Raw genomic sequence first — 25,306 nt, 5'->3', positions numbered from 1 at the left:
GTCTCTCAGTTCGTCGCGGTGGCGGGAATGGGAGCCACCGGGGTCTCGGCGGCGGCGTCCCAGTCGTCGTTCACGTTCGACGAGTCGACGCGACCGGAGCGGGAGCGCAGGTACATCGCGACCGAGGCGATCACCAGCAGGGTGAAGACGACAAGTGCGCCGGCCACGCCGCCGACCATGTCGCCGACCCACCACATCACCGCGCCGACGAGGCCGGCGGCCGGGAGGGTGATCATCCAGGCGGCGATCATCCGGCCGGCGACGGCCCAGCGGACGGTGGCGCCGGGACGGCCGAGGCCGGAGCCGAGCACCGAGCCGGTGGCGACGTGCGTGGTGGAGAGCGCGAAGCCGAGGTGGCTGGAGGCGAGGATGACCGCGGCGGCGCCGGACTGCGCGGCGGTGCCCTGCGGCGGGCTGATGTCGGTGAGGCCCTTGCCGAGCGTGCGGATGATCCGCCAGCCGCCGAGGTAGGTGCCGAGCGCGATGGCGAGAGCGGCGGAGACCTTCACCCACAGCGGGATGTTCTCGGTGTCGCTCCAGTGACCGCTCGCGATCAGCGCGAGGGTGATCACGCCCATCGTCTTCTGCGCGTCGTTGGTGCCGTGCGCCAGGGAGACCAGCGAGGCGCTGCCGATCTGGCCCCAGCGGAAGCCCTTGTCGGTGAAGCGCGCCGCGATCCCCGACGTGATCTTGAAGATGATCCAGGTGCCGACCGCGGCGACCACGGCCGCGATGACAGGAGAGAGCACCGCGGGCAGCAGCACCTTGCCGACGACCCCGTCCAGCTTCGAGCCGTCGCCGTTCCAGTTGACGCCGCCCCAGCCGAGCCCGGCGATCGTCGCGCCGACGAGGCCGCCGAAGAGGGCGTGCGAGGAACTGGAGGGCAGACCGACGAGCCAGGTCAGCAGGTTCCAGACGATGCCGCCGACCAGGCCGGCCAAGATGATCAGGAGAAGCCCGCTGCCGCCGTCGGCGAGAAGTTCCGCTTTCGGCAGGCCGCTCTTGTCCTGGATCTTGACAACGGCGTTGGTGACGGTGAGCGCGACCTCGACCGAGAGGAAGGCGCCGACCAGGTTCAGCACACCTGATAGCGCGACGGCGGTCTTGGGCCGCAGCGCTTTCGTAGCGATGGAGGTGGCCATCGCGTTCGCGGTGTCATGGAACCCGTTGGTGAAATCAAAGGCCAGGGCCGTGAGGACCACCAGCGCCAAGATCACGGATGTTTCAGTCACGCCGTGATCGTGACGGAGGTTGCTGTGCGGCGGCCATAGGGTGAGCGGTACATGTACAAGATTCCGCCTCCGTTAACCTCCCGTTTTCCAAACATCATTTTTGGGTGACCGTTCAAACACGTTGCGCTCATGTCAACGGACTACCAATGAACATTTCTTTATGTCCATTCGGTTGACAGACCGCCGAAAGAGCCGGCCGGGCCTCTCGGCCCGACCGGCTCTCATCGACGACGCGCGATCAGTCGGCCGGGTCCAGCACCACCTCCGCGGTCCCGGTCTGCGGCGGGTCACCGGCGTCCGTGTACGACGCGACGAACACCGCGGTCAGCCCTTCGGCCCCGGCATGCCCGGGATCCACGAAGGTCGTGATCGACCCGGTGCAACCCGCCGACGTGGAGAGCGGGTGCCCGTGCTCGGCGTGCCCGAGGATGTACGTCACGGTCACGTCGGCGCAGTCGACCGGCTGGTCGTCGGTCACCGCCACCTCGTAGTTCACCGTGTCGCCGAACTCGAACGGCTGCCCCTCGACCGGCGACACGAACGTGACGACCGGCGCCAGGGTGCCGACCGGAAGGATCACCTCGGCCGCCGCGGAGCGACCGGTGCTGTCGGTGACCTTGAGGACCGGGCGGTAGTTGCCGTTGGCCGTGAACGTGTACGTGGCGTTCGGCTCCCGCGAGTCGACCCGGCCGTCGGCGTTGAAGTCCCACGCGTACCGCAGGGCGTCGCCGTCGGGGTCGGTCGTGCCGGCGCTGGAGAACGACACCGTGAGCGGCGCCTCCCCGGACGTCGGGGTGGCCTTGACGACCGGGATCGGCGTCCGGTTGCCCCGCACGAAGTCGAACCGGGACAGCTGGGCGTCCGGGTTCTCGGCGAAGTAGCCGTCGCCGTACTCCAGTACGTAGAGCGCGCCGTCCGGGCCGAACTCCAGATCCATCGGGTTGTCGAACACCAGGTTCGGCAGCACCGGGTCGATCTGGGTGACCTGGTTGCGCTTGTCCAGGTGGAAGGCCTTCACGTAGTCGCGGGTCCACTCGGCGAAGAGCGGCAGCCCGTCGAACTCCTTCGGCCACTTGGTCTGCGACCTGTTGCGGGCGGAGTAGTCGTACGCCGGGCCGCCCATCGGGCCGATGCCACCCGTCCCGAGCTCCGGCCAGGTCGCGCTGGCCCCGTACGAATAGATGACCTCGGCCTTCTCGACCGGCGGCAGGTTGCGCAGCCCGGTGTTGTTCGGCGACTCGTTGACCGGCGCCGCGCAGTTGAACGGCGCCCCCGAGACGCCGGTGGCGAAGTCGTAGTCGATGTAGGGCTGGTCCGGCGCCACGCAATACGGCCACCCGTAGTTGGCGGGCTTGTCGATCGCCATCCAGCGGCCCTGTCCGGCCGGCCCGCGCGCCGGGTTGGCGCTCTGCGCGTCCGGCGAGTAATCGGCCAGGTAGACCACGTTCGTCACCGGGTCGACAGCGAACCGGAACGGGTTGCGCAGGCCCATCGCGTAGATCTCGGGCTTGGTCTTGGGTGTGCCCGGTTTGAACAGATTGCCGCGCGGAACGGTGTAGCGACCGTTCTGGCCGACCTTGATCCGCAGCAGCTTGCCGCGCAGGTCGTTGGTGTTGCCGGAGCTGCGCTGCGCGTCGAAGACCGGGTTGCGGTTCGCCCGCTCGTCGATCGGCGCGTACCCGTCGGAGAAGAACGGGTTGCTGTCGTCACCGGTGGAGATCAGCAGGTTGCCCGACCGGTCGAAATCGATCTTGCCGCCGACGTGGCAGCACTGACCGCGATCGGTCGGCACCTGGAGGATCTTCTGCTCGGTGCCGAGCCGCAGCGTGTTGCCGGACAGCTTGAACCGGGACAGCTGCAGATGCCCCTTGAACGGCGCGAAGTCGGCCGCGGTCCCGGTCGCGGGTGCGTCGCCCTCGTTGATCCCCGGGGTGGCCGGGTCGTCGGACGGCGTGTTCAGCACCGGCGAGTAGTAGACGTAGACCCACTTGTTGTGCTCGAAGTCCGGGTCGATCGCGATGCCCTGCACACCCTCCTCGTCGTGCAGGTACACCGGGATCTTGGCGGCCAGCACGTTGCGGCCGGTGGAGGGCTCGTGGATGCGGACCTCACCGGTGCGGGCGGTGTGCAGCACCCGCTTGTCCGGCAGCACCGCGAGCGCGATCGGCTCACCCGGGAAATCGTCGAGGGTGACCTTCTGGAAGTCGGACGGGAACTCGTGCCCGGGATGGGCGGCGGCCGGGACCGGGGCGACCAGCACGGCCGCTCCGGCGATGATCAGTGCGGAGAGACGGCGAAACCCCATCAGAATCGCAACCCCTCCAGGTACGCGTACCCACGCTGCGCCGTGACCAGGGCATCCGCCGGAGTACGCGGCGGTGACCCGGCATCGTCGCGTTCCACGATGTACTCGACGAGACCGGCCTCGCGGGAGTGCTCGAAGATCCGGCCGAAATCGATCAGCCCGTCGCCGGGGTCGGCGAAGCTGGCGTTCACGTCGAGGTCCTTGACGTGCACCTGGCGGATCCGGCCCCGATGCTTCTTGATCAGGTCAACCGGGTCGTTCGCCCCGCGGAACGCCCAGTAGAGGTCGACCTCCAGATGGACGTTGCGCGCGTCGGTCTCCGACGTCAGGATGTCGAACCCGGTCAGGTTGGTGCCGTTCTGCCGGAAGAACTCGGCGTGGTGATTGTGATAGCCGAAGCTGAGACCGGCCCGGCGGGCCAGCGCTCCGGCCTTGTTCAGATCGGCCGCGAAGGCCCGGTACACGGCCGCGTCGCGGATCGGCCCGGTCGCGCCCTGCCCGAAGAACGGGTGGACGATGAACTTGTTACCGACGATGGCGGCGTCCTCCAGGGCGCGCTTCCAGGTGTCGGCGTTGAAGGGCTGCGGGATGCCGACGTGGCCCGAGGTGGCACGCAGGCCGGCGTTGTCCAGAGCCGCGCGGAACTGCGCGGCGGTACGCCCGACGAAGCCGGCGTGCTCGACCCGGGTGTATCCGATCTCGGCGAGCTCGGCGAGGCTCGTCTCCAAGTTGATCGAAAGCTGATTACGGAGCGTGTAGAGCTGCACGCTGATCTGATCGCGCGGGACACGGCCGGCGCGACCGTGTCCCCCCGCGGCGGCGGCGCCCGGTACGGCCAGCGCTCCGGTGGCTCCGGCCGCGCCCGCGGCGGCGGCGGCGCCGAGCAGGCTGCGGCGGCTGAGTGACTGCGGCATTGCGGTCCCCCTGTCATCGATCTATCTACATGGATCGAGACGTTACCGATCTGTTTCGTCCAAAGTGAAGACAAGTTTCTTCAGATCAAGCGAAAGTTCCCGCGCCTACAGCAAAACCCCCGCGATTGCGGGGGTTTTGCGGCTAAATATCAGGCGATACGCGACTCAGAATCCGCCACCGCGATCGCGTCCGTCAGAACGGCCAGCCCTTCGCGGGCCTCGTCCTCGGTCAGGGTCAGCGCCGGACCGATTCTGATCACGTTGCCGTACAGGCCGCCCTTGCCGACCAGCAGGCCGCCCTCCCGGCAGAGGTCGAAGACGCGCAGGGTTGCCGCCGGGTCCGGCTCGGAGGTTCCGGGGCGGACGAACTCGATGCCGATCATCAGGCCGCGTCCGCGTACCTCGGCCACGATCGCGCTCTGTTGCGCGCGCAGCCCGTCCAGCAGGATCGAACCGACCCGCTTGGCGTTGCCCTGCAGGTCGTGGTCGAGGACGTAATCCAGCACGGCGTTGCCGGCGGCCGCGCTGATCGGGTTGCCGCCGAAGGTGGAGAAGCTGATCGCCGGCACCGCGTTCATCACCTCGGCCCGCCCGACGACGCCGCCCAGCGCGTACCCGTTGCCGATGCCCTTGGCGAAAGTGATCAGATCCGGCGTGACGCCGTGCGCCTGATATCCCCAGAAGTGCTCGCCGGTGCGGCCCCAGCCGGTCTGCACCTCGTCGGCGATCAGCAGGATGCCGTGTTCGGAGAGAACCTTCTGGTACGCCCCGAGCAGCCCGTCCGGCCCGGCCACGAAACCGCCGACACCCTGGATCGGCTCGGCGATCAGCGCCGCGACGTCACCCGCGGTGACCGTGGCGAGCACCTCGCGCAGATCGTCGACGGCCGCGTCGAGCAGGTCGCCGTCGTCCAGCCCGGCCATCCGGCCGCGCAGCCGGTCGGCGGAGGACAGCCAGTTCACCGAGAGCGGGCTGAGCGAGCTCGACGACCAGCTGCGATGCCCGGTCACGGCCATCGTGGCGAAGGTCCGGCCGTGGTAGCTGTTCTTGATCGCCAGGATCTGGTTGGAGCGGCGCACGTTGGTGGCGAACAGCAGCGCCGACTCGTTCGCCTCGGTGCCGGAGTTGGTGAAGAAGACCCGCGCGTCCGGGATGCCGGAGACCCGGGCGATCTTCTCGGCGAGCTCGACCTGCTGCCGGATCAGGTACAGCGTGGAGGTGTGCGCCACGCCGGTGTCCACCTGACTGCGGACCGCGTCACTGATCTCGGCGATGTCGTAACCGACCATGGTGGTCAGCACCCCGCCGAAGAAGTCCAGGTAAGTCCGGCCGGCCGCGTCGGTGACCCGCCGGCCCTTTCCGGACACGATCTCCAAGGCGTCATCGCCGTAGTACACGGGCATCCAGCCTGGCATGACGGCTCGATGCCGATCCAGCAGACTCATGAAAGTACCTCCTGAACGACGAGGGATTTCAGCGCCAGCCGTGGGGGTGTCCCTGGCCGCGCCGGCCGCTGCCGCGGCTGGTCTGGAAGGCGGCCGAGGCGAGTACCTCGGCCAGTTCGTCGTATCCGCCGGTGACCAGCCCGGCGGTGATCCGCAGGTGGTCCTCGGCGAGCGGCTGGACGCAGAACGGCGCGCCGGGTGCCGCCGCGACACCGTGCGCGGCGAGGGCCACCATCGCGTTCTGCTGATCAGGAACGGTCATCCACAGGTTGATGCCGTCGGCCGCGGTCGCCTCGACCCCGTGCCCGTGCAGCACGGCGAGCAGGGCGGCGCGACGCGCCGCGTACGTATCCCTCGCGGTGGCGACCTGAGCGATCACCCGCCGGTCGGTGAGCAGATCCAGGAGTACGCCCTGCAGCAGCCGGCTGGACCAGCCCGGACCGAGCAGCCTCCGGTCGCTGACGGCGTCGATCACGTGCGAGGGCCCGCCGATCGCGGCGAGCCGCAGGTCCGGCCCGTGACTCTTGGAGAAGCTGGCGACGTGCACGGTCCGGTCGGGCAGGTGCGAGCCGAGGCTGACCAGCGGCGCGGAGGCGATGTCGCCGGCGTGGTCGTCCTCGACGATCAACAGATTCGGGGCTTCCAGCAGGACCTGGGCGAGCGTCAGCGCCCGGTTCCGGTCCATGCTGGTCCCGGTCGGGTTCTGCGCCCGTGGCTGCAGGAACAGCGCGACCGGCCGGTAATCGCGCAGGATCTGCCGCAGCGCGGCCGGGTCGACACCGCCCGCGTCCATCGGCACCCCGATCACGGTGGCGCCGACCGCCTGGAGCAGGTCGAGCAGCGGCGCGAACGCCGGGTTCTCCACCAGCACGTGGTCGCCGAAACGCAGCATCGCGCCGGCGATCCGGTCGAGGGCGTCCATCGCGCCGTCCACCACGGTGAGCCGCTCCGGCGGGTACGGCCACCGCTCGCGCAGCACCGCCTCCAGCTCCGGCAGCACCGGCGCGTCCAGGTAACTGCCCGCCCACCGCCCGTCACCGATGCGGCGCAGCGCCCCGCTGAGATCGGGCAGCAGCGCCGGGTCCGGAACGCCGGTGGACAGGTCCTTCGGCAGGGTCACGCTGGCGTTGCCGAGCTGGGTGTACCGCAGGCGTTCCCGGGGTGGCAGCGGGCCGGAGACGTAGGTGCCGGAACGCCCGCGCGTCTGGATCGCACCGGCGAGAATGAGGCTGCGCCACGCCTCACTGACCGTGGTGGGGCTGACCCCGAGCTCGGTGGCAACCGAGCGGACGGTGGGCAGCCGGATCCCGGCCGGCAGCCGGCCGGCGGTGATCAGACGGCTGACGGCCGCCGCGATGCCCCGGGCACTGCGGTCCTGAACCGCCCCGGTGATCAGCGTGAGCAAATTATTCTCTCCGAAACATTCCGTAACGTACGAGCAATTGTCCGCCTCAATGTGTGTCGTTAGTGTCCTACGGCATCCGGCGCTCACAAGCAAGAGCTAGCGCAGGGCCCACGCCGAGGAGTAAACACACGATCACAGGCGCTTAGCAGCGCACTGCGCGTGCGTAAAAAGAGATCAAGAGAGAGGGGCCGCAATGACGACCAGCGTCGTCCGCGCCGCCCTCGTCCAGACCACCTGGACGGGCGACAAGGAATCGATGATCAAGGCACACGAGGATTACGCTCGTGAAGCCGCCGCCCAGGGCGCGAAAGTGATCTGCTTCCAGGAGCTCTTCTACGGCCCGTACTTCTGCCAGGTGCAGGACGCCGCCTACTACGAGTACGCGGAGTCCATCCCCGGGCCGACGACGGAGCGCTTCCAGGCCCTCGCCGCCGAGTTGGGCATGGTCATGGTCCTGCCGATGTACGAGCAGGAGCAGCCCGGCGTTCTCTACAACACCGCCGCTGTGATCGACGCCGACGGTAAATACCTCGGCAAGTACCGCAAGAACCACATTCCCCAGGTCAAGGGATTCTGGGAGAAGTTCTACTTCCGCCCGGGCAACCTCGGATATCCGGTATTCGACACCGCGGTCGGCAAGGTCGGCGTTTACATCTGCTATGACCGCCATTTCCCGGAGGGCTGGCGTGCGCTGGGCCTCAACGGCGCGCAGATCGTGTTCAACCCGTCGGCCACGAGCCGCGGACTCTCCTCGTACCTCTGGCAGCTGGAGCAGCCGGCCAGCGCGGTCGCCAACGAGTACTTCATCGGCGCCATCAACCGGGTCGGCGTCGAGGACCTCGGTGAGAACGACTTCTACGGTCAGACGTACTTCGTCGACCCGGAGGGCAAGTTCGTCGGCGAGGTGGGCGACACCCACAACCCCGAACTGATCATCCGCGACCTGGACCTGAGCCTGCTCACCACGGTCCGCGACCGCTGGCAGTTCTACCGGGACCGCCGTCCCGACGCGTACGGGGACCTGGTGCAGCCATGAGTTTCCTGATCAAGGGCGGGACCGTGATCGGTCCCAGCGGGGCGATCCCGGCGGACGTGCTGGTCGACGGCGAGAAGATCGTGGCGCTCTTCGCGCCGGGCACCGCACCTCATCAAGAGGAGACGATCGACGCGACCGGGAAGTTCGTCATCCCGGGCGCCGTCGACGCGCACACCCACATGCAGCTGCCGTTCGGCGGCACCGCGGCGAGCGACACGTTCGACACCGGCACCAAGGCGGCCGCGATCGGCGGCACCACCACGATCATCGACTTCGCGGTGCAGAAGACCGGTGAGGTCGTGCAGGACGGCCTGGCCGCCTGGCACGGCAAGGCGGACGGCAACTGCCACATCGACTACGCCTTCCACATGATCCTCGGCGGGGTCGACGACGAGTCCCTCAAGGCGATGGACTACCTGGTCGCCAACGAGGGGATCAGCAGCTTCAAGCTCTTCATGGCGTACCCGGGGGTGTTCTACTCCGACGACGGCCAGATCCTGCGCGCCATGCAGAAGGCCCGCGACAACGGCGCCATGATCATGATGCACGCGGAGAACGGGCCGGCCATCGACGTGCTGGTCAAGCAGGCCCTGGAGCGGGGCGAGACCGACCCGATCCACCACGGCCTGACCCGGCCGCAGGAGCTGGAGGCGGAAGCCACCAGCCGGGCCATCTGGCTGGCCAGCGTCGCGGCGGACTGCCCGCTGTACATCGTGCACCTCTCCGCCTCCAAGGCTCTGGAGCAGGTGGCCGAGGCCCGGGACCGGGGACGCAACGTGTTCGCCGAGACCTGCCCGCAGTACCTGTACCTGACGCTGGAGGACCAGCTCGGCGCGCCCGGTTTCGAGGGCGCCAAGTGGGTCTGCTCGACGCCGCTGCGCAGCAAGCACGAGAGCCACCGCGCCGACCTGTGGCAGGGCCTGCGTACCAATGACCTGTCGGTCGTCTCCACCGACCACTGCCCCTTCTGCTTCAAGGACCAGAAGGAGCTCGGCCGTGGTGATTTCTCCAAGATCCCGAACGGGATCGGCAGCGTCGAGCACCGGGTCGACCTGCTCTACCAGGGCGTGGTCGACGGCAAGCTGTCGCTGAGCCGCTGGGTCGAGACGATCGCTACCACGCCGGCGCGGATGTTCGGCCTCTACCCGAAGAAGGGCATCATCGCGCCCGGTTCGGACGCCGACATCGTGCTGTACGACCCGAACGGGCGTACCCGGATCAGCGCCGAGACGCACCACATGAACATGGACCACTCCGCCTGGGAGGGCTGGGAGATCGACGGCAAGGTCGACACCGTCATCTCCCGCGGCGAGGTGATCGCCACCGGTGGCCGGTACACCGGGCGGGCCGGCCGTGGCCGGTACGTCAAGCGCGGCCTCACCGACTACCTGGTCTGAAAGGGGCTCACATGGACATCGGTGTAGTCCTCCAGAACGACCCACCGGCACTGCAGATCGTCGAGTGGGCGAAGAAGGCCGAGGCGGCCGGCTTCAGCCACTTCTGGACGTTCGACTCGCACGTGCTCTGGCAGGAGCCGTACGTCGTCTACTCGGCGATCCTCGGCGCGACCGAGCGGATCATCGTCGGGCCGATGGTGACCAACCCGGGCACCCGGGACTGGACGGTCACCGCCTCGCTGCACGCGACGCTCAACGAGATGTACGGCAACCGGACCGTCTGCGGCATCGGCCGTGGCGACTCGGCGCTGCGCGTCCTCGGCCTCACGCCGCAGACCCTGGGCCAGCTCCGCGAGAGCGTCCAGGTGATCAAGGGCCTGGGCAACGGCGAGAAGGTCACGGTACGCGGCAACGAGATCCAGTTCGCCTGGGCGGCCGACAGCCGTCTGGAGGTCTGGGTGGCGGCGTACGGGCCGAAGGCTCTCGCCATCACCGGCGAGGTGGGCGACGGGTACATCCTGCAGCTCGCCGACCCGGACATCGCCGAGTGGATGATCACGGCGGTCCGCCGCGCCGCCGCCGCTAAAGGACGCGACCCGGACTCGATCAAGTTCTGCGTCGCGGCCCCCGCCTACGTCGGTGACGACCTGGCACACCAGCGGGATCAGACCCGCTGGTTCGGCGGGATGGTCGGCAACCACATCGCCGACATCGTCGGCCGGTACGGCGGCGACGGCGGCGCGGTGCCGCAGGCGCTCACCGACTACATCAAGGCGCGGGAAGGGTACGACTACAAAGAGCACGGACGGGCCGGCAACAGCCACACCACGTTCGTGCCCGACGAGATCGTCGACCGGTTCTGCGTCCTCGGCCCGGTCGAGGAGCACGTGAAGAAACTGCAGCAGCTCAAGGAGCTCGGCGTCGACCAATTCGCCGTCTACCTCCAGCACGACGCGAAGGAAGAGACCCTCGCCGCGTACGGCGAGAAGATCATCCCGGCCTTCAACGCATGAGGCGCGTCCTCTCGGTGATCGCCGGGCTGCTGATCGCGGGATTGGCCTGGGAAGGCTACAAGGCGGTCGGCAATCCCGAGGGGACGGTGTTGTTCGGCGTGCGGGTCCTCCCGCGCGCCGACGACCTCTCCATGCCGCACCTCGCGACGATCGCCGACCGGCTCGGCGCGCCCGAGCTGGCCGGCGGCCGTCCGGTGTGGCAGGTGGTGCTGGACGCCTGCGTCTTCACCCTCGGCATCACCGCGGCCGGATTCGTCGCCGGCGCGCTGATCGGGCTGGTCCTGGCGGTCGCGATGCAGCGGTTCCGGATCGTCGAGCGCGGGCTGCTTCCGTACGTGATCCTCTCCCAGACCGTTCCGCTGGTGGCGCTCGCGCCGCTGATCGCCGGCTGGGGTGGCGTCGTGATGCCGCCCTGGGCCACGGTCGCGGTGATCGCCGCCTACCTCGCGTTCTTCCCGGTGGCGGTGGGCATGCTGCGCGGTCTTCAGTCACCGTCCGCCAGCGGCGTCGAGTTGATGCGCAGTTACGCCGCGGGGTGGTGGCGCACGCTGGTGAAGCTCCGTTTCCCGGCGGCGCTGCCCTACCTCTTCCCGGCGCTGCGCCTGGCCGGCGCGGCAGCGGTGGTCGGTGCGGTGGTCGGTGAGATCTCGACCGGCACCCGCGGCGGCATCGGCCGCCTGATCATCGAGTACTCCCGGGAGGCCACCTCGGATCCCGCCAAGGTCTACACGGCCATGCTCGGGGCGGCGCTGCTCGGCCTCCTCGTCGCGGCCGCCGTCAGTCTCCTGGAAGTGCCGCTGATGCGGCATCGACGCCACGTGGAGGTGGTGACTCTATGACCGCCGTGGTGGTCGACAACGTGTCCAAGATCTTCAACCAGGGCCGGCCCGATGAGGTCACCGCCCTGGCCGAAATCGATCTTTCTATTCAGAACGGCGAGTTCGTCTCCCTGATCGGCCCGTCCGGGTGCGGCAAGAGCACCCTGCTGCGCCTGATCGCCGACCTGATCACGCCGACCACCGGCACGGTCACCGTCGCCGACCGGCCCGCCGCGACCGCCCGCAAGGAGCAGGAGTACGGCATCGCGTTCCAGCAGGCCGGCCTCTTCGAGTGGCGGACCGTCCGCAAGAACGTCGAGCTGCCCCTGGAACTGCGCGGCGTCTCGCGCTCCGAGCGCAAGGCCAAGGCCGAGGAGATGCTGGAGCTGGTCGGCCTCGCCGACTTCGCCGGCCACTACCCCGGCCAGCTCTCCGGCGGCATGCAGCAGCGTGTCGCGATCGCCCGGGCCCTCGCCGTGCAGCCGCCGCTGCTGCTCATGGACGAGCCGTTCGGCGCGCTCGACGAGATGACCCGCGAACGCCTCCAGTCCGAGCTGCTCGGCATCTGCGCCACGACCGGCACCAGCACCGTCTTCGTCACCCACTCGATCTCCGAGGCGGTCTTCCTCTCCGACCGGGTGGTGGTGATGTCGGCGCGCCCCGGCCGGATCACCGCGGCGATCGACATCAAGATCCCGTCACGGGACGAGGCAGGACGGCAGGCGCCGGCTTACTTCGAAAAGATCACTGAGGTACGCAAGGCGCTGCGCTCATGAGACGCGTCCTGCCTCCGGTGATCGTCGGAGTCCTCGCGCTGGTCCTCTGGGAGCTGATCGTCACGCTGGGCCGGATCGCCCCGTTCATCCTGCCGGCGCCGTCGGCGATCTGGCGCGAGCTGCTCGCCCAGCGGACCAACGTCTGGGAGGCGGCACTCGCCAGCGGCACCAACGCCCTGGTCGGCCTGGTGGCCGGCACCCTGATCGCGATCCTGGCCGCTCTCGCCGTCAGCCGGTCGAAAATCCTCGGTGAAGTGTCCGTCCCGTTCGCCGCGGTGATCAACGCGCTGCCGATCATCGCGCTCGCCCCGATCCTCAACAACATGTTCGAGTCGACCAGCAGCGTCCCCCGCCGCTTGGTCACCGCGATCGTGGTGTTCTTCCCGGTCTTCCTGAACCTGCTGCGCGGGCTGCGTGAGGTGAACCCGGTCCACCAGGAGCTGATGCACACCTACGCCGCGGGTGGCTGGACCTTCGCCCGCAAGGTACGCCTGCCCGGCGCACTCCCCCATCTCTTCACCGGCCTGCGGCAGGCGTCGTCGCTGGCCGTCATCGCCGCGGTCGTCGCCGAGTACTTCGGCGGGCTGCAAGACGGGCTCGGCGCGCGGATCACCTCCGCCGCGGCGTTCACCGCCTACCCCCGTGCCTGGGCCTTCGTGGCCGGCGCCTGCCTGCTCGGACTCACCTTCTACCTCGTCACGCTCCTGCTGGAACGGCTAGCCATGCCGTGGCGGCAGTCGCTCATCTCCTGAGAGGTTTCTTCATGCGCCGAACCCGGATATTCGCCTCCATCATTGCCGCTTCCACCCTGATCCTCGCCGGCTGCGGTACCGCCGACGAGACCGCCACCCCCGCGCCCGGCGCCAGTGGCGCGCTGACCCCGATCAAGCTCCAGCTGCAGTGGTTCTACCAGGCACAGTTCGCCGGGTACATCGCCGCGGTCGACCAGGGCTTCTACAAGGAGCAGGGTCTCGACGTCGAGCTGATCGAAGGCGGCGTCGACATCGTCCCGCAGACCGTGCTCGCCCAGGGCAAGGCCGACTACGCGGTGGCGTGGGTGCCGAAGGCCCTGGCGTCGCGGGAGCAGGGCGCCGGGATCACCGACGTCGGCCAGATCTTCGCCCGCTCCGGCACCTATCAGGTGGCGTGGGCGGACAGCGGCATCAAGACCGCCGCTGACCTCAAGGGCAAGAAGGTCGGCAACTGGGGCTTCGGCAACGAGTTCGAGCTCTTCGCCGGCATGACCAAGGCCGGCATCGACCCGGGCAAGGACGTCACCCTGGTCCAGCAGCAGTTCGACATGCAGGCGCTGCTGAAGAAGGAGATCGACGCCGCCCAGGCGATGAGCTACAACGAGTACGCCCAGCTCCTCGAGGCGAAGAACCCGGCGACCGGCAAGCTGTACACCGCCGCCGACTTCTCGATCATCGACTGGAAGACCGAGGGCTCCTCGATGCTCCAGGACGCGGTCTGGGCGAACACCGAGAAGCTCGACGACCCGGCGTACCAGCAGCAGACGGTGAAGTTCCTGACCGCCACGATCCAGGGCTGGGCGTTCTGCCGCGACAACGCGGAGAAGTGCCGTGACCTGGTGATCGCGAAGGGCTCGAAGCTCGGCAAGAGCCACCAGCTCTGGCAGATGAACGAGGTCAACAAGCTGATCTGGCCGGCCACCGGTGGCATCGGCGTCATCGACGAGGCGGCCTGGAAGCAGACCGTGGACATCTCGCAGACCACCAAGAACCAGACCGGTGACTCGGTGCTGACCAAGGCCCCCGAGGGCCTCGCCTACACCAACGACTACATCAACAAGGCCGTCGAGGCCGCCAAGACCGCCGGCGTCGACGTCAACGGCACCGGCTTCGCTCCCGCCACCGTCACCTTGGAAGAGGGCGGCGCCTGATCTAGAGCGGGATAAGTCTTGCCGCGAGGGCGACCGCTGTCAGGTCGCCCTCGCGGAGCAGTTTGGCGGCCCGGGGCTCGTTCAGCATCTCCAGGCGGGTGGCGGAGGCCTCGATCAGGTCCTGCTCGCCGGAGAGCAGCCGGCGCGCGATGCGTGCCTGCGCCGGGCTCAGCTCGGCGTACGCGCAGCGGTCCAGAGCGGTGATCGTGTGCTGGTCGAGGTTGCCGGCCATGGCCCGCTCGGTCACCACCTTGGTGAGCCAGCTCGGCCACCAGCTGTACTTGCCCATCACGGCGCCGGAACCGAGCGCTGCCGCCGGGGCGTGCCCGGCCGCGAGCATCCGCACCGCCAGGTCGTTGTCGAACCGTTCCATCCGCAGCGAAGAGACGAAGAGCCGCAGGATCGACTGCGTCCTCACGAACCCCTCGGCCTCCGAGGCCGCGTCGCCCAAGCGGCCTTCGAGCAGGTGACAGAGCGCCCGTGCCTCGGCCAGCTCGAAACCCTCGCCGGAACGTTCCTCGAGCCGGTCCACCGTCTCGACCAGCCGTTCCACGGCCTTGGTGGAGCGCTCGGCCAGCTCCGGGCTGGTCGGCTTGTTCAGGTGCCGGACAACGATCTCCGCTGCGATCTGCGCCTCACGGCGCAGCAGCGGCGACGAGATCTTCGCGGTGATCAGGTCGCTGAGTCCTTCGGTGAGGACCGCCGTGTCGAACCTGTCGGAGGACTCTTGGAACTGCGCCCACCAGGACGCCGGGTGTCTCCGTAGCTCGCTCACCAACCAAGAGTGACCCTCTCGCTACCGAACGACAACGCTTTTGGCCGGTGCGGCTTTTCACCCGAAAGTTTCCTCAGCTCGGACGCTGCGGACTCAGCCCCCGGGGGTCGAGGAAACCGGCCTTCACCAGGGTGCGGCTCAGCGGCCGGGTAAGGTCCGCGAGCCGCAGCGCGCCCTGTTCGCCCAGCACCGAGTACGCCGGCTCGGCCAGCCGGTCGGTCTGCTCCTCGATCCCGGCGCGCAGCCGCAGGCCCTCGTCGGTCAGCTCGTCGCCGGCGAGCAGGCCGCGCTCACGCAGCCCCTCGGCGGCGGCCGCCCACTCGTCGCGGCTCCAGCCCCGGGTGGGCCGCAGGAACCGCTCGTCGGACAGGCCCTGCTTCACGTAGAGCACCACCGCTTCCAGACCGCTGAGACCGGCCGTGAGCAGCGCGGCGATGTGCCCGTCACCACGGAACTCGCGGAGCAGCGTCTGCGCGTGGAAGAGCACCAGGTGCGGCTGCTCCGGCCAGGCCAGCTCGGCGTGCGCGGCGAAGAGCGGCCGGCCCTGCGGCCACCGGGTCGCCGCCTCGGCGGCGGTCCGGGCCAGCTCGGCCGCCTCGGCGACCTCCGGACCGGCGAGCACCTCGGCGCCCAGGCCCCGGGTCAGTGCCGCGTCGACAGCGGCGTAACGGGCCGCGATCATCGCTTCCGGCGTGGTCTTCTGCCAGGCGGCCGGCAGAACCCGGGCGACCAGGCGCGGGTTGAAGTTGTAGAACGTGGCGGTCACGACCTGGGGTCCGGTCGCGCCGAACACCGCGCCCCGGGACGCGAAGTAACCGGCTCCCGCGTCGTCCAGCCCGGCCTTCGCGTACGCCTCCGGCCCCTCGGGCACGAAGTAGATCATCGAGTGGATCGGCTCGGTCACGCGCCAGGCCAGGTGGTACGGGCTCTCGGTCATGTGTCCTCCAGAGGCAGTTCCGCGATGTTACCGGAAAGTAACTGCTCCGAGTGGGCCGGTGCGGGCATGTCTGCCACGGTGTGCCATTTCCCGGCGCGGCGGGCCGTCTCCCGGGTCACCAGGTGCACCGGCAGCGGCGGGGGCGGGAACGGGCCGGCGCCCCAGCGGACCCAGATCGCGACCCGGCCGGCCGCGGCCTCGGCCAGCAGCTTGTCGACAGTGCGCTGCCGGTCGCTGCGGTCGATCTCGATCGCGATCGGCGGGCCGTCCGGCCGGGCGCAGGCCACGTCGAGCACCGAGTTGCCACGCAGCGGGGCCGGCAACGGGAAGACGCTGGGCGCCCGGCGGTAGACCCGCCACCCCTGCGCGCCGGCCCAGTCCGCCACGGTGTCCAGAATCCGGGCCGTCGCCTGGCTCTCCGTCAGCTCAGCGAAGGTCAGCTGATCCAGCCGGTCCGCGAGCGACTGTGCCGTACCGGTGCCGTCGTCCGTGTCCATTTCCGTACCCTAAGACTTGAGCCGATGTGAGGACTCAGGGCCGTGCCGGACGGATGGCTCCGCGTGCTCACGCCGACCAGAGAAGCCAGTGTGGGTCATCGGAGGGTGGTCCGTCTCGGTGGTATCCGGTTTGTCTGGCAGAGGCCGCTGCGATTCAGCGGCTGCCGTACCTACCGACACCCCAGGACTGCGGGCATTGGCGGTTGCGGTTGACCAGGTCAGGGCGTCTTGCTGCCCTTGGATCTCGATCCGGTAGGCGAGAGCCTCCCGGAGGAATTGATCGATGTAAGCAGTGCTCGGCTGGTCCGGGTCGCCGAATGTGACGCAGGCACCCATCGCGGCGGCCACCAGGTCCCGATGCCCTCGAAGGCCGCAGACCGGGCAGGCGTGGACGCGTTGACTGAGAGGTTTCTTCTCACGGCGGCCGCATGGGCATTGCTGCGACAGGGCGGTCTGTCGGGTACCGGCCCGCAGCATTCGCCCGCCGGCCGCGACGCATTCGACCTTCAACGCGGCGATCAACATGCCAGGGCTGAACAGAGCGATACCGCGACCCCAAAGCCTCGCCCAAGCGTGGATGTTCGTGTGTTCGACAACCAAACGCGGTCCGTGTTCAGCGACGATCGCCCGGCTGATCTGCTGGGCTCGGGCGTGTTTCGCCTGCGACCTCGACCGGGCCGCGGCCGCGTGTTCGGCGCGGGTGCGCCGGTAGGCAGGGCTGAGTTGGTCTTTGCGATATGCCTGCCGAGGCACCCCATTCCTGTTCGCGACCCGGGCACCGGTCGGCGTCGGCACCTGCCTCGGCACCAAGCCGGCACCCGCCCGTCGGTCCGCGCGCCCTCGCTCCCGTTTCGACTGCTGGTACTGGCCGGGATTGCTATTACGCCGGGACCGATCCAAGGATCGCTGCTGGTCCCGGGCCTTCTTCGCCGCGCGCGCGGCAGACTCGCGCTGCTCTGCGGTGATGGTGACCAGGCTTGTGCGCAGGCCACCGAGTTCAGCAGGGTCTGCCGGCATGGACACAACCGCGAGGCTGGAAACGTTGCCGTCGACGCCACCGAGCCGATCGGACGGTGCCGCAGCCCGTTGGCCGGCGACGGCGGGGCTGGTCCAACCGGGGCCGAGAATCATCAGGTGCGCGTAGACGCGCCAGCCGCCGGGTGCTTTCGGGTCTTCGACTCTCACCAGGTCAACCTTGTGCCACAGCTGCGGGCGGCCGAGAAAATGATCAAACCGGGCCTGACTGCCAGGCCTGCTCTGGAGCCTGATCGGCAGGACCAGATCGTCACCGGCGCCGGTGAACACGACAGCCAGCGGACCGCCGTAATCCCACCACGTCGCCCGCTCGACAGGCTTGATCGGCGTGCGGCCGTGATGCCCTCCCGCCTCCCGATGCGCGCCTAGCGACCCGACCAGATGGAACGTCTCCCACGTCTTTGGTTTTGTATGCGAGCGGGCTCTGCCCGGGATCCGGTTCGATGTCCACCACGATCCAACTCGCGGCCGACCGTGCCGGTTGCCGGACTCGTCAGAAAACAGGTGCCGGTCGACGGCAGCCCAGATCTCGTCTGCGAGATGCATCGCAACGGCTTTGGTCAAGTGCCGCCGTAGCCATCCCGACCGGTCTACATGCTCGGCCGCGGCTTGCTCGAACGCTCGCCGCGACAGGCCGAACGCCACGCGCGCAGCCCTCGGGTCAGACGCACGCAGACGCTTGGATCGCCAGTACGCGTCGACCCGGTTCACGGCCCGGCGCTGCAAGGCTCGGCGCAGATGCCAGATCGCCCCGAACATCGCGAATACCCGGCTCCGGATCGCCGGGTCCGACAGGTCCAGCTCAAGCGGAATCACCGCAACTGGAGCATCCGTTTCTCTCCGCCAGTTCTTCTGCTTCGACTTTCCCCGGGTCTTCCTCGGGGCAGCAGTCGCGGCACGGGTCACGCTCCTGCTCACCGCCCCGGATTCGAACACTTGTTCTTGTCCGTGGAAGCGTAGCCCGACAAGCTCGTCTCACGCACCCGACAATTCCGTCGTCACCTCGACTTTGATCGCACCGCCGGCAACCACGGCTCGGCTCCAGCGGGGTCTGTTGTGGCAGTGAGCTCAGGCCGCGGCAGGCTGGGAGCGTCGCGCCTGCTCGGCTTCGGCCGCGAAGCGGGCGGTGATCTCCTCGGGCGGGACCGGGCGGCCCAGGTGATATCCCTGGCCGACGGTGTAACCGAGGCGGTGCAGGCGGTCGGCCTGTTCCTGGTTCTCGATGCCTTCGGCGACCGTGTCCAGGCCGAGCGCGCCGGCCAGCTGGATCACCGCGCGGGCCACCGCCTGGCGGGCGTCGGCAGCGGGCGTGCCCAGCTCGTCGAACTCGATGCCGTCGACGAACGACTTGTCCAGCTTGACGATGGCGGCCGGGAACGCGCGCAGCAGGCTCAGCGACGACTCGCCGGTGCCGAAGTCGTCCAGTGCCAGGCGCACGCCCATGTCGTGCAGCTCGTGCAGCACCCGCAGCGCCTGCGCGCCCCGCAGCACTGCCGACTCGGTCAGCTCCAGGACGAGGCGTTCGGCGCACAGGCCGGAGTCGGCGAGCGCGGCCTTCACATCGTCGACGAAATCGGGGTCGTGCAGCTGGCGGACCGAGACGTTCGGCGCGACCTTCGCGAGGGCGTCCGGACCGAACTCGGCGAGCCAGGCGGCGGCCTGCCGGCAGGTCTCGCGCAGCACGAACCGGCCCAGCGGCACGATCAGCCCGGTGCGCTCGGCCGCCGGGATGAAGTCGGCCGGCGAGACCAGGCCGCGTTCCGGATGCGCCCAGCGGACCAGGGCCTCCGCGCCGATGATCCGGCCGGTGTCCAGCGAGACCAGGGGCTGGTAGACGACCCGGAACTCGCCGGCGTCCAGGCCCCGGCGCAGCTCGCCGCCGAGCCGGGCGTGTGCCTGCGCGGCCTGTTCCATGCCGCTCGCGTACCGCACCCAGTTGTTCTTGCCGCGCTCCTTGGCGACGTGCATGGCGGTGTCGGCGGCGCGCAGCAGCGCGCTGGCCGCGGTGCCGGCGGGTGCCGACGCCAGGCCGGCACTCACGTGGACGAGCAGCCGGTTCTCGCCGACCGGCGCGGCGGTCATCGCCATCACCCGTTCCGCGAGCAGCTCGGCCCGGCCCGGTTTTGAGAGACCTTCGCCTTCGCCGCGCCGGACCAGGACCGCGAACTCGTCGCCGCCCAGCCGGGCCACCTCGCCGTCGGAGCCGGTCGCGCTGCTGAGCGCCGCCGCGAACGCCATCAGCAGGTCGTCGCCGAGATCGTGGCCCAGCGAGTCGTTCACCGTCTTGAAGTCGTCCAGGTCGACCAGCAGGACCGTGGCCTCGCCGGCGGCCAGCTCCTCGTCCAGCCGGCGGCGGAACAGCGCCCGGTTGGCGAGCCCGGTCAGCCCGTCGTGGGTGGCCTCGTACCGCATCCGCTCCTCGGAGGCGCGCTGCTCGCCCAGCAGCCGGTTGTTCGCCCGGAACGCCAGGTACTGCCGCACCGTGACCAGCGCGGTGACCATGACCGACGCACCGACCACGACCCGGGTCTCGTCCCGGCTGGCGGTACCGAACAGCACGTGCGCGACCGCCACGTCGGTGGCCAGCATCGCGAGGTACGGCAGCATGATGTTGCTCCGGCGCGGCGGAGCACCGGCGGCGGCACGCTGCCGGCAGGCCGCCACCGCGATCAGCACCGGAACCATCGGCAGGCAGAGCGTCTGGGCGATGACCGGCCCGTTCGCGCCGCCGGCCACCGCCGCGACCGCGACCACGGCGGCGACCAGACCGGTCATCGCGATCGCCCGGACGGCCGTGCGGTCCACCGGGCCGCCGGTGATGTACGAGACCTTGGTGATCGCGCCGGCCGCGAAGAGGAACGCCAGCAGGATGATCGCCAGGACCGGGGTGCTCCACGGCTCCGGGGCGAAGACCATCGGGGCCAGGCCGAAGTGCCAGAGCACGATGCCGCAGCCGAGGAGCGCGATGAGCCGGTCCAGGCTCTGCTTGCCACGCTCGTGCCAGCTGGTCACCCCGAGCGGAACCCGGACCACGGCCCACATGGCCAGCACCATCCCGGCGCCGGCGAACGCGACAGCGGGCACCGGCATCACCGGCAGCTCGGGGGCGGAGACGAACGCGGCCCCGGCGAGGATTCCGTAGCCGGCGGTCAGCAGCCAGCAGGCGATCTCCAGGGTCCGCCAGAAGCGCCGGCCGATCGGTTCCAGTGGGGTTGCCCGCCGCATTCTGCGGATCGCCAGCAGGGCGCCGAGCATGCCGGCCGGCATGAACAGGTACGCGACCGCGGCCGAGCCGCCTCCGGCCATGGTCCAGTGCGCGTACCAGAGAACGCCGAGCACCGCGATCAGCGCAGCGATCACGACGTGACCGTCCTGGAGCGCTGTTTGTCCTCGTACATCCGCAGGTCGGCGGCGTTGAGCAGGTGGTCGGGGTCGCAGGCCGGGCCGGTGGCGACGCCGATACTGGCGCCCACCGGCAGAATCCGGCCGCCGATCGTGGCCGGGCGGGCGAGGGCGGTCCGGAGGCGCTGGGCGTTGTCTTCTCCCGCTCCCCCGATCAGGACCGCGAACTCGTCGCCGCCGAGACGGGCCGGCAGGTCGCCCGGTTCCGCGCACTCCACGAGTACCCCGGCAACGTGCCGGAGCACCGCGTCACCCGTGCTGTGCCCGTACGAATCATTGATCTGTTTGAAGCCGTTGAGGTCGATCAGCAGGACCGTGGCGTCGCCGGGCACGCCGAGCACGGCCGCGGTGAACGCGCGCCGGTTCGCCAGCCCGGTCAGCTCGTCGTGGCCGGCCTGGAAGGTCAGCCGCTCGTGCAGCTCCCGCGACTCGGTGACGTCGCGGGCGTTGCAGATGATGCCGCCGATGCCGGGCTCGTGACCGAGATTGACCGCGAACACGTCGAGCCAGCGCCAGCTGCCGTCGGCCCGGCGGTAGCGGCCCTGATAGGCGAGTTCGGCGCCGGGTGTGCGGTACAGATGATCCAGGTCCGCGCCGAGACGTTTCTCGTCCTCGGCATGCAGGATGTCCCTGGCTGAACGGCCCAGCACGTCCGTGACCGGCAGGCCGAGCAGCCGTTCCACGGCCGGGCTCACATAAAAGAACCTACCGTCCGCGCCGGCGATCGAGATGATCTCGCTGGAATGCCGCAGCATCGACTCCAGCAGCCGCTCCCGCTTGCGGATCTCGCCGAGGCTGTCGTCGAGCCGGCCGACGAGCCGGTTGTTCTCGGCGAGCGAGACCACTTGCCGGGCCACCACCAGCGCCACGTTCAGGATCAGGCCGGCCAGCGCGCCCCACGCGGTCAGGCCGAGCCCCTGCGACGCCAGGCCGGTCACCAGGGCCGCCGCGCAGATCACGGTTCCGGTGTACGGCAGCACGCTGTACCCGCGCCGCATGCTCACCGGCAGGTCGCGTCGCCGCGGCTCGCCCGCCCCGGTCATCTGCACCCTCGCCCCGGCCGCGGACAGCACGCACGGCAGGAAGGCGAGCACCAGCTGCACGCTGGCGTGACCCGCGTCCAGGACGGGCACCAGAGCGGTGGCCAGGACCTGTAACAACAGGGCGGCCACCAGCAGCGTCGCTGCCCGCGGCGACATCGGGCTGTCACCACTGAGCGCCATCCGCACCACCAGGAAGACGGCACAGAGCAGCAGGCCGGAGCCGAAGGCCACCGGCAGCGACACGCTCGCCCCGACGCCGGCCAGTCCGGGCCAGGTCATCACGCACCAGACCGTCACGACGGCGGCGGTGCCCACGATGCCGGCGTCGAGAGCGAAGCGGATGCTCGCGCCGCTCCGCCAGGACCGGGTCGGATAACGCACCGCGGCGACACAGACCAGGAGCAGGCCGGTCAGCGCGGCGGCGGACTGCGCCGGATGAAAGGTGAGCCCATCGGCGGCCGGCTCGGCGAGCAGCACGGCGCACTGCACCGAGTCACCGCAGAGGAAGACCAGCCCGGCGACCGCGATGGACAGCCAGAACCGGCGGGCCGGCGCCCGCAGCCCGGGGCGGCGAGCCACCGCTCCGGCCCAGACGACAAGCAGCAGGTCCAGCAGCGGCGTGAACAGCCACGCGGCCAGGGTCTGTGCCCGGGCGCTACCGAGATCGAGTGCGTACGCGCCGGTCAGCACCGTCCCGGCGAGCAGAAGCACGACGAGCACCGGATCCCGGCTGCGCATTCTCGTCTCCCGTCCGTTCCCTGACGTTGCCAGCGATCGGCCGGAATTCGCATTGTCTTAGATCTTCGGCCGGCCGATTCCCCGCCGAGATTCGAGCACCGGGATCCCGTATCGGCCTCCAGCGGTTGACATGCCCGCCGGACTCCGCGAATGTCCTGGCATGCACGATGTCTGGCCGGCCCCGGGGCTCCTCCTCACCTCGCGGTACCGCCTCGTCACCTTGCTGGAGACGGGCGGTATGGCTCAGGTCTGGCGGGCCACCGACGAGCTGCTCGATCGGCCGGTCGCGGTGAAGCTTCCGGCCGGTGACACCCGGGCCGCGCATCTGGCCTGGCGGGAGGCCCGGCTCGCCGCCCGCCTCTCGCATCCCGGCATCGCCGCCGTGCACGACTACCGCGAGGCGGTACGCCCGGACGGCTCGGTCGCGCCCTTCGTCGTGATGGAACTGCTCAGCGGCGAGACCGTCGCGGCCCGCCTCACCGACGGCCCGATGCCGTGGGGTGAGGCCGTCTCGATCGCCGCGGCTGTCGCCGAGGCCCTGGCCGCCGCCCACGCGGCCGGCGTCGTGCACCGCGACATCAAGCCCGGCAATGTGATGCTCTGCACCGGCGGGGTGAAACTGCTCGACTTCGGGATCAGCGCCACCGCCGGCGAACCGGACGACGACGACACCGGCGCCACGTTCGGCACCCCGGCGTACGCCGCACCGGAACGTCTGGACGGCAAACCCGCCGAGCCGGCCACCGATCTGTACGGTCTCGGCGTCCTGCTCTTCGAAATGGTCGCCGGCGAGCCGCCGTACTCGGTGGACACCTGGGAGGAACTGGCCGCCGCGCAGTCACACGGTCCGGCCCGGCTGCCCGAGTCGCTGCCGGAGCGGCTCCGGGATCTCATCGGGCGGTGCCTGCAGGAGGACCCGTACCGTCGTCCCTCGGCCGCGGAAGCGCGCCGGGCCCTGACCCGGCTGATCCCTTCGACGGCGTCGCGGCGCACCATCCCGTTGCCCACCCGCCCGCCGACCGGCAGCGCCCGGGTCGTCCCGCGCCTGACCGGCGCCGGCGACCCGTCACTGAACCGCCGCCGGATCGCGCTCGGCATCGGCCTGGCCGTGGTGGCCGGATCATTCGTGGTGCTGGTCAACACGGTCGGCGGCGCCGAGGACGACGCGCAGTTCGCCGCGCCGCCGAGCCCGTCGCCGTCACCGTCCGCGACACGGGAGACGACCGCCCCACCGGCGCCACCCAGCCCGGCGCCCGAGGAGAAGACGCTGACGGTCGACGCGGCGGTGGGCCGGGTACGGGACGCCGTCGAACAGGGCGAGGAGGCCGGCGAGATCCGGTCGGACGTCGCGCTCGACTTCCTGAACCTTCTCGGTCAGCTGGACGGGCTCTCCGAGGTGAAGGTCGACGACCAGGTCGACCTGCTCAGCCGCAAGGTGCGCCAGCGGCTCGGCGAGGGCGGGCTGACCTCGGACCAGGCGGGTCTCATCCAGGATCGGCTGGACGATCTCAAAGGCGCCTCCGCCTAGGCTGATCCGCGCAGGATCAGCCGCGTCGGCAGGACCGTCTCCCAGTCCGCCGTCTCCTCGCCGTCCAGCTTGCTCAGCAGCAGCCGGACCATCTCCTGGCCCATCTGCTCGATCGGCTGGTAGACGCTGGTCAGCGGCGGATCGGTGTGCCGGGCGATCACCGAGTCGTCGAACCCGATCACCGCGACGTCCTGCGGCACCCGGCGGCCGGCGCGGCGCAGCACCCGCAGCGCACCGGCGGCCATCATGTCGGAGGCCGCGAAGACCGCGTCGATCTGCGGGTACTGCTGGAGCAGCCACTCCATCGCGGTCGCGCCGCTGAGCTCACCGAAGTCGCCCCGGGCGGCCGGGCCGTCGCCGACCACGTCGCGGTAACCGTCGAACCGCGCGATGCCGGCCGCCATGTCCAGCGGCCCGGTGATCGTGGCGATGCAGCGGCGGCCCTGCTCCCGCAGGTAGGTGACGGCCGCGCGGGCGCCACCGCGGTTGTCCGCGTCGACCGAACTGACCATGTCCGGATGCATCGGGCGGCCGACCCGCACGGTCGGCACGCCGCGCTCCTCCAGTATCCCGGGGAGCGGGTCGTCGCCGTGCAGCGACAGCAGCAGCGCGCCGTCGATGTGCTGCCGGGTCAGGTATCCCTCGAGCTGGCGGCGCTCCTCGGGCGCCTGCGCGATCATCAGAACCATCTGCAGGTTCCGGGCGACCAGCACCGAGGAGACCGACTGCACGATCCGGCCGAAGAAGGGCTCAGCGAAGAACCGCTCACCCGACTCGAAGATCACCAGGGCGATCGAATCGGTTCGCTGGGTGACCAGCGCGCGGGCGGCGCGGTTGGGCACGTAACCCAGCGCGTCGATCGCGTCCTGGACGGCCTCTCGTGCCTTGGGGCTGACCTGCGCCGACCCGTTGACGACGCGGGACACCGTGCCCCGGCCGACTCCGGCCCGGGCCGCGACCTCCTCCAGCGTCGGCCGCCCTGTCGAGCGACTCCGGTCCTCTCGCATCGCCGGCCGTCCTTTCCGCGTCGCCACACGGTACGTGCGTACGCGTCACGAGGGTAGTCCGCCTGGCGGAATCCTTGCGTACCCTGTCCGGACCGCCAGT

General features: G+C 69.8%; 20 protein-coding genes. 8 read left to right on the top strand and 12 right to left on the bottom strand.

Translation table 11 applies throughout. The features are described from left to right. Positions 1-5: 5 nt before the first annotated feature. The 5 genes from B0I29_RS05750 to B0I29_RS05730 all read right to left on the bottom strand — a co-directional run bounded on the left by B0I29_RS05750 (position 6) and on the right by B0I29_RS05730 (position 7,301). The gene (locus tag B0I29_RS05750) at positions 6-1,232 is read right to left on the bottom strand and encodes an inorganic phosphate transporter (protein ID WP_111647781.1); all 1,227 of its coding nucleotides are present in this window, start codon (positions 1,230-1,232) and stop codon (positions 6-8) included. A 238-nt stretch (positions 1,233-1,470) separates the two neighbouring features. Continuing rightward, on the bottom strand, positions 1,471-3,537 hold the full coding sequence (locus tag B0I29_RS05745; RefSeq protein WP_111647780.1) for a PQQ-dependent sugar dehydrogenase: 2,067 nt from the start codon (positions 3,535-3,537) through the stop codon (positions 1,471-1,473). Continuing rightward, positions 3,537-4,451, bottom strand: a complete 915-nt coding sequence (locus tag B0I29_RS05740; RefSeq protein WP_111647779.1) for a sugar phosphate isomerase/epimerase family protein — start codon at positions 4,449-4,451, stop codon at positions 3,537-3,539. The genes B0I29_RS05745 and B0I29_RS05740 overlap by 1 nt, the downstream gene beginning before the upstream one ends. Positions 4,452-4,600: 149 nt before the next feature. Beyond that, complete coding sequence (locus B0I29_RS05735; protein ID WP_111647778.1) at positions 4,601-5,896, bottom strand: aspartate aminotransferase family protein; 1,296 nt, start codon at positions 5,894-5,896, stop codon at positions 4,601-4,603. A 28-nt stretch (positions 5,897-5,924) separates the two neighbouring features. Further along, complete coding sequence (locus tag B0I29_RS05730; RefSeq protein WP_111647777.1) at positions 5,925-7,301, bottom strand: aminotransferase class I/II-fold pyridoxal phosphate-dependent enzyme; 1,377 nt, start codon at positions 7,299-7,301, stop codon at positions 5,925-5,927. 193 nt (positions 7,302-7,494) lie between these two features. Between B0I29_RS05730 and B0I29_RS05725 the strand changes: the two genes are divergently transcribed. The 7 genes from B0I29_RS05725 to B0I29_RS05695 are packed head-to-tail and all read left to right on the top strand — an operon-like array spanning position 7,495 to position 14,244. Beyond that, on the top strand, positions 7,495-8,337 hold the full coding sequence (locus tag B0I29_RS05725) for a nitrilase-related carbon-nitrogen hydrolase (protein WP_111647776.1): 843 nt from the start codon (positions 7,495-7,497) through the stop codon (positions 8,335-8,337). Further along, complete coding sequence (gene hydA / locus B0I29_RS05720; protein ID WP_111647775.1) at positions 8,334-9,734, top strand: dihydropyrimidinase; 1,401 nt, start codon at positions 8,334-8,336, stop codon at positions 9,732-9,734. Before B0I29_RS05725 ends, hydA begins: the two co-directional genes overlap by 4 nt. An 11-nt stretch (positions 9,735-9,745) precedes the next feature. Beyond that, positions 9,746-10,747 (top strand): TIGR03842 family LLM class F420-dependent oxidoreductase, encoded by a 1,002-nt coding sequence (locus tag B0I29_RS05715; protein WP_111647774.1) that lies wholly within the window; start codon positions 9,746-9,748, stop codon positions 10,745-10,747. Beyond that, positions 10,744-11,586: an ABC transporter permease gene (locus tag B0I29_RS05710; RefSeq protein ID WP_111647773.1), complete on the top strand. Its 843-nt coding sequence runs from the start codon at positions 10,744-10,746 to the stop codon at positions 11,584-11,586. The genes B0I29_RS05715 and B0I29_RS05710 overlap by 4 nt, the downstream gene beginning before the upstream one ends. Then, the gene (locus B0I29_RS05705) at positions 11,583-12,341 is read left to right on the top strand and encodes an ABC transporter ATP-binding protein (RefSeq protein ID WP_111647772.1); all 759 of its coding nucleotides are present in this window, start codon (positions 11,583-11,585) and stop codon (positions 12,339-12,341) included. The genes B0I29_RS05710 and B0I29_RS05705 overlap by 4 nt, the downstream gene beginning before the upstream one ends. After that, on the top strand, positions 12,338-13,093 hold the full coding sequence (locus B0I29_RS05700) for an ABC transporter permease (RefSeq protein ID WP_111647771.1): 756 nt from the start codon (positions 12,338-12,340) through the stop codon (positions 13,091-13,093). The genes B0I29_RS05705 and B0I29_RS05700 overlap by 4 nt, the downstream gene beginning before the upstream one ends. Before the next feature lie 11 nt (positions 13,094-13,104). Continuing rightward, entirely contained in the window at positions 13,105-14,244 is a 1,140-nt protein-coding gene (locus B0I29_RS05695) for an ABC transporter substrate-binding protein (RefSeq protein ID WP_111647770.1), read from the top strand. 1 nt (position 14,245) lies between these two features. Here B0I29_RS05695 and B0I29_RS05690 read toward each other — a convergent pair whose 3' ends face one another. The 6 genes from B0I29_RS05690 to B0I29_RS05665 form a co-directional block, all read right to left on the bottom strand. Next, positions 14,246-15,019 carry a hypothetical protein gene (locus B0I29_RS05690; protein ID WP_111647769.1) on the bottom strand — a complete coding sequence of 258 codons (774 nt, stop codon included), beginning with the start codon at positions 15,017-15,019 and terminating at the stop codon, positions 14,246-14,248. Between the two features lie 73 nt (positions 15,020-15,092). Further along, positions 15,093-15,956, bottom strand: coding sequence for an SCO6745 family protein (locus tag B0I29_RS05685; protein ID WP_111647768.1), 864 nt, complete (start codon positions 15,954-15,956; stop codon positions 15,093-15,095). After that, complete coding sequence (locus B0I29_RS05680; RefSeq protein ID WP_111647767.1) at positions 15,953-16,453, bottom strand: hypothetical protein; 501 nt, start codon at positions 16,451-16,453, stop codon at positions 15,953-15,955. The genes B0I29_RS05685 and B0I29_RS05680 overlap by 4 nt, the downstream gene beginning before the upstream one ends. A 9-nt stretch (positions 16,454-16,462) precedes the next feature. Continuing rightward, positions 16,463-18,394: a zinc ribbon domain-containing protein gene (locus tag B0I29_RS05675; protein ID WP_146616724.1), complete on the bottom strand. Its 1,932-nt coding sequence runs from the start codon at positions 18,392-18,394 to the stop codon at positions 16,463-16,465. Between the two features lie 162 nt (positions 18,395-18,556). Next, the gene (locus B0I29_RS05670; protein WP_245972250.1) at positions 18,557-20,848 is read right to left on the bottom strand and encodes a putative bifunctional diguanylate cyclase/phosphodiesterase; all 2,292 of its coding nucleotides are present in this window, start codon (positions 20,846-20,848) and stop codon (positions 18,557-18,559) included. Continuing rightward, a complete protein-coding gene (locus tag B0I29_RS05665; RefSeq protein ID WP_111647765.1) occupies positions 20,845-22,671 on the bottom strand; it encodes a sensor domain-containing diguanylate cyclase in 1,827 nt (608 codons plus the stop codon). The genes B0I29_RS05670 and B0I29_RS05665 overlap by 4 nt, the downstream gene beginning before the upstream one ends. 160 nt (positions 22,672-22,831) lie before the next feature. Between B0I29_RS05665 and B0I29_RS05660 the strand changes: the two genes are divergently transcribed. Next, complete coding sequence (locus B0I29_RS05660; RefSeq protein ID WP_181557700.1) at positions 22,832-24,199, top strand: serine/threonine-protein kinase; 1,368 nt, start codon at positions 22,832-22,834, stop codon at positions 24,197-24,199. Here B0I29_RS05660 and B0I29_RS05655 read toward each other — a convergent pair. Continuing rightward, positions 24,196-25,206, bottom strand: coding sequence for a LacI family DNA-binding transcriptional regulator (locus tag B0I29_RS05655; protein WP_111647763.1), 1,011 nt, complete (start codon positions 25,204-25,206; stop codon positions 24,196-24,198). The genes B0I29_RS05660 and B0I29_RS05655 overlap by 4 nt on opposite strands. Positions 25,207-25,306: the final 100 nt, after the last annotated feature.

The organism is Actinoplanes lutulentus (assembly GCF_003259845.1).
Lineage (GTDB): Bacteria > Actinomycetota > Actinomycetes > Mycobacteriales > Micromonosporaceae > Actinoplanes > Actinoplanes lutulentus.
This window is presented reverse-complemented; position numbering and strand designations above follow the sequence as displayed.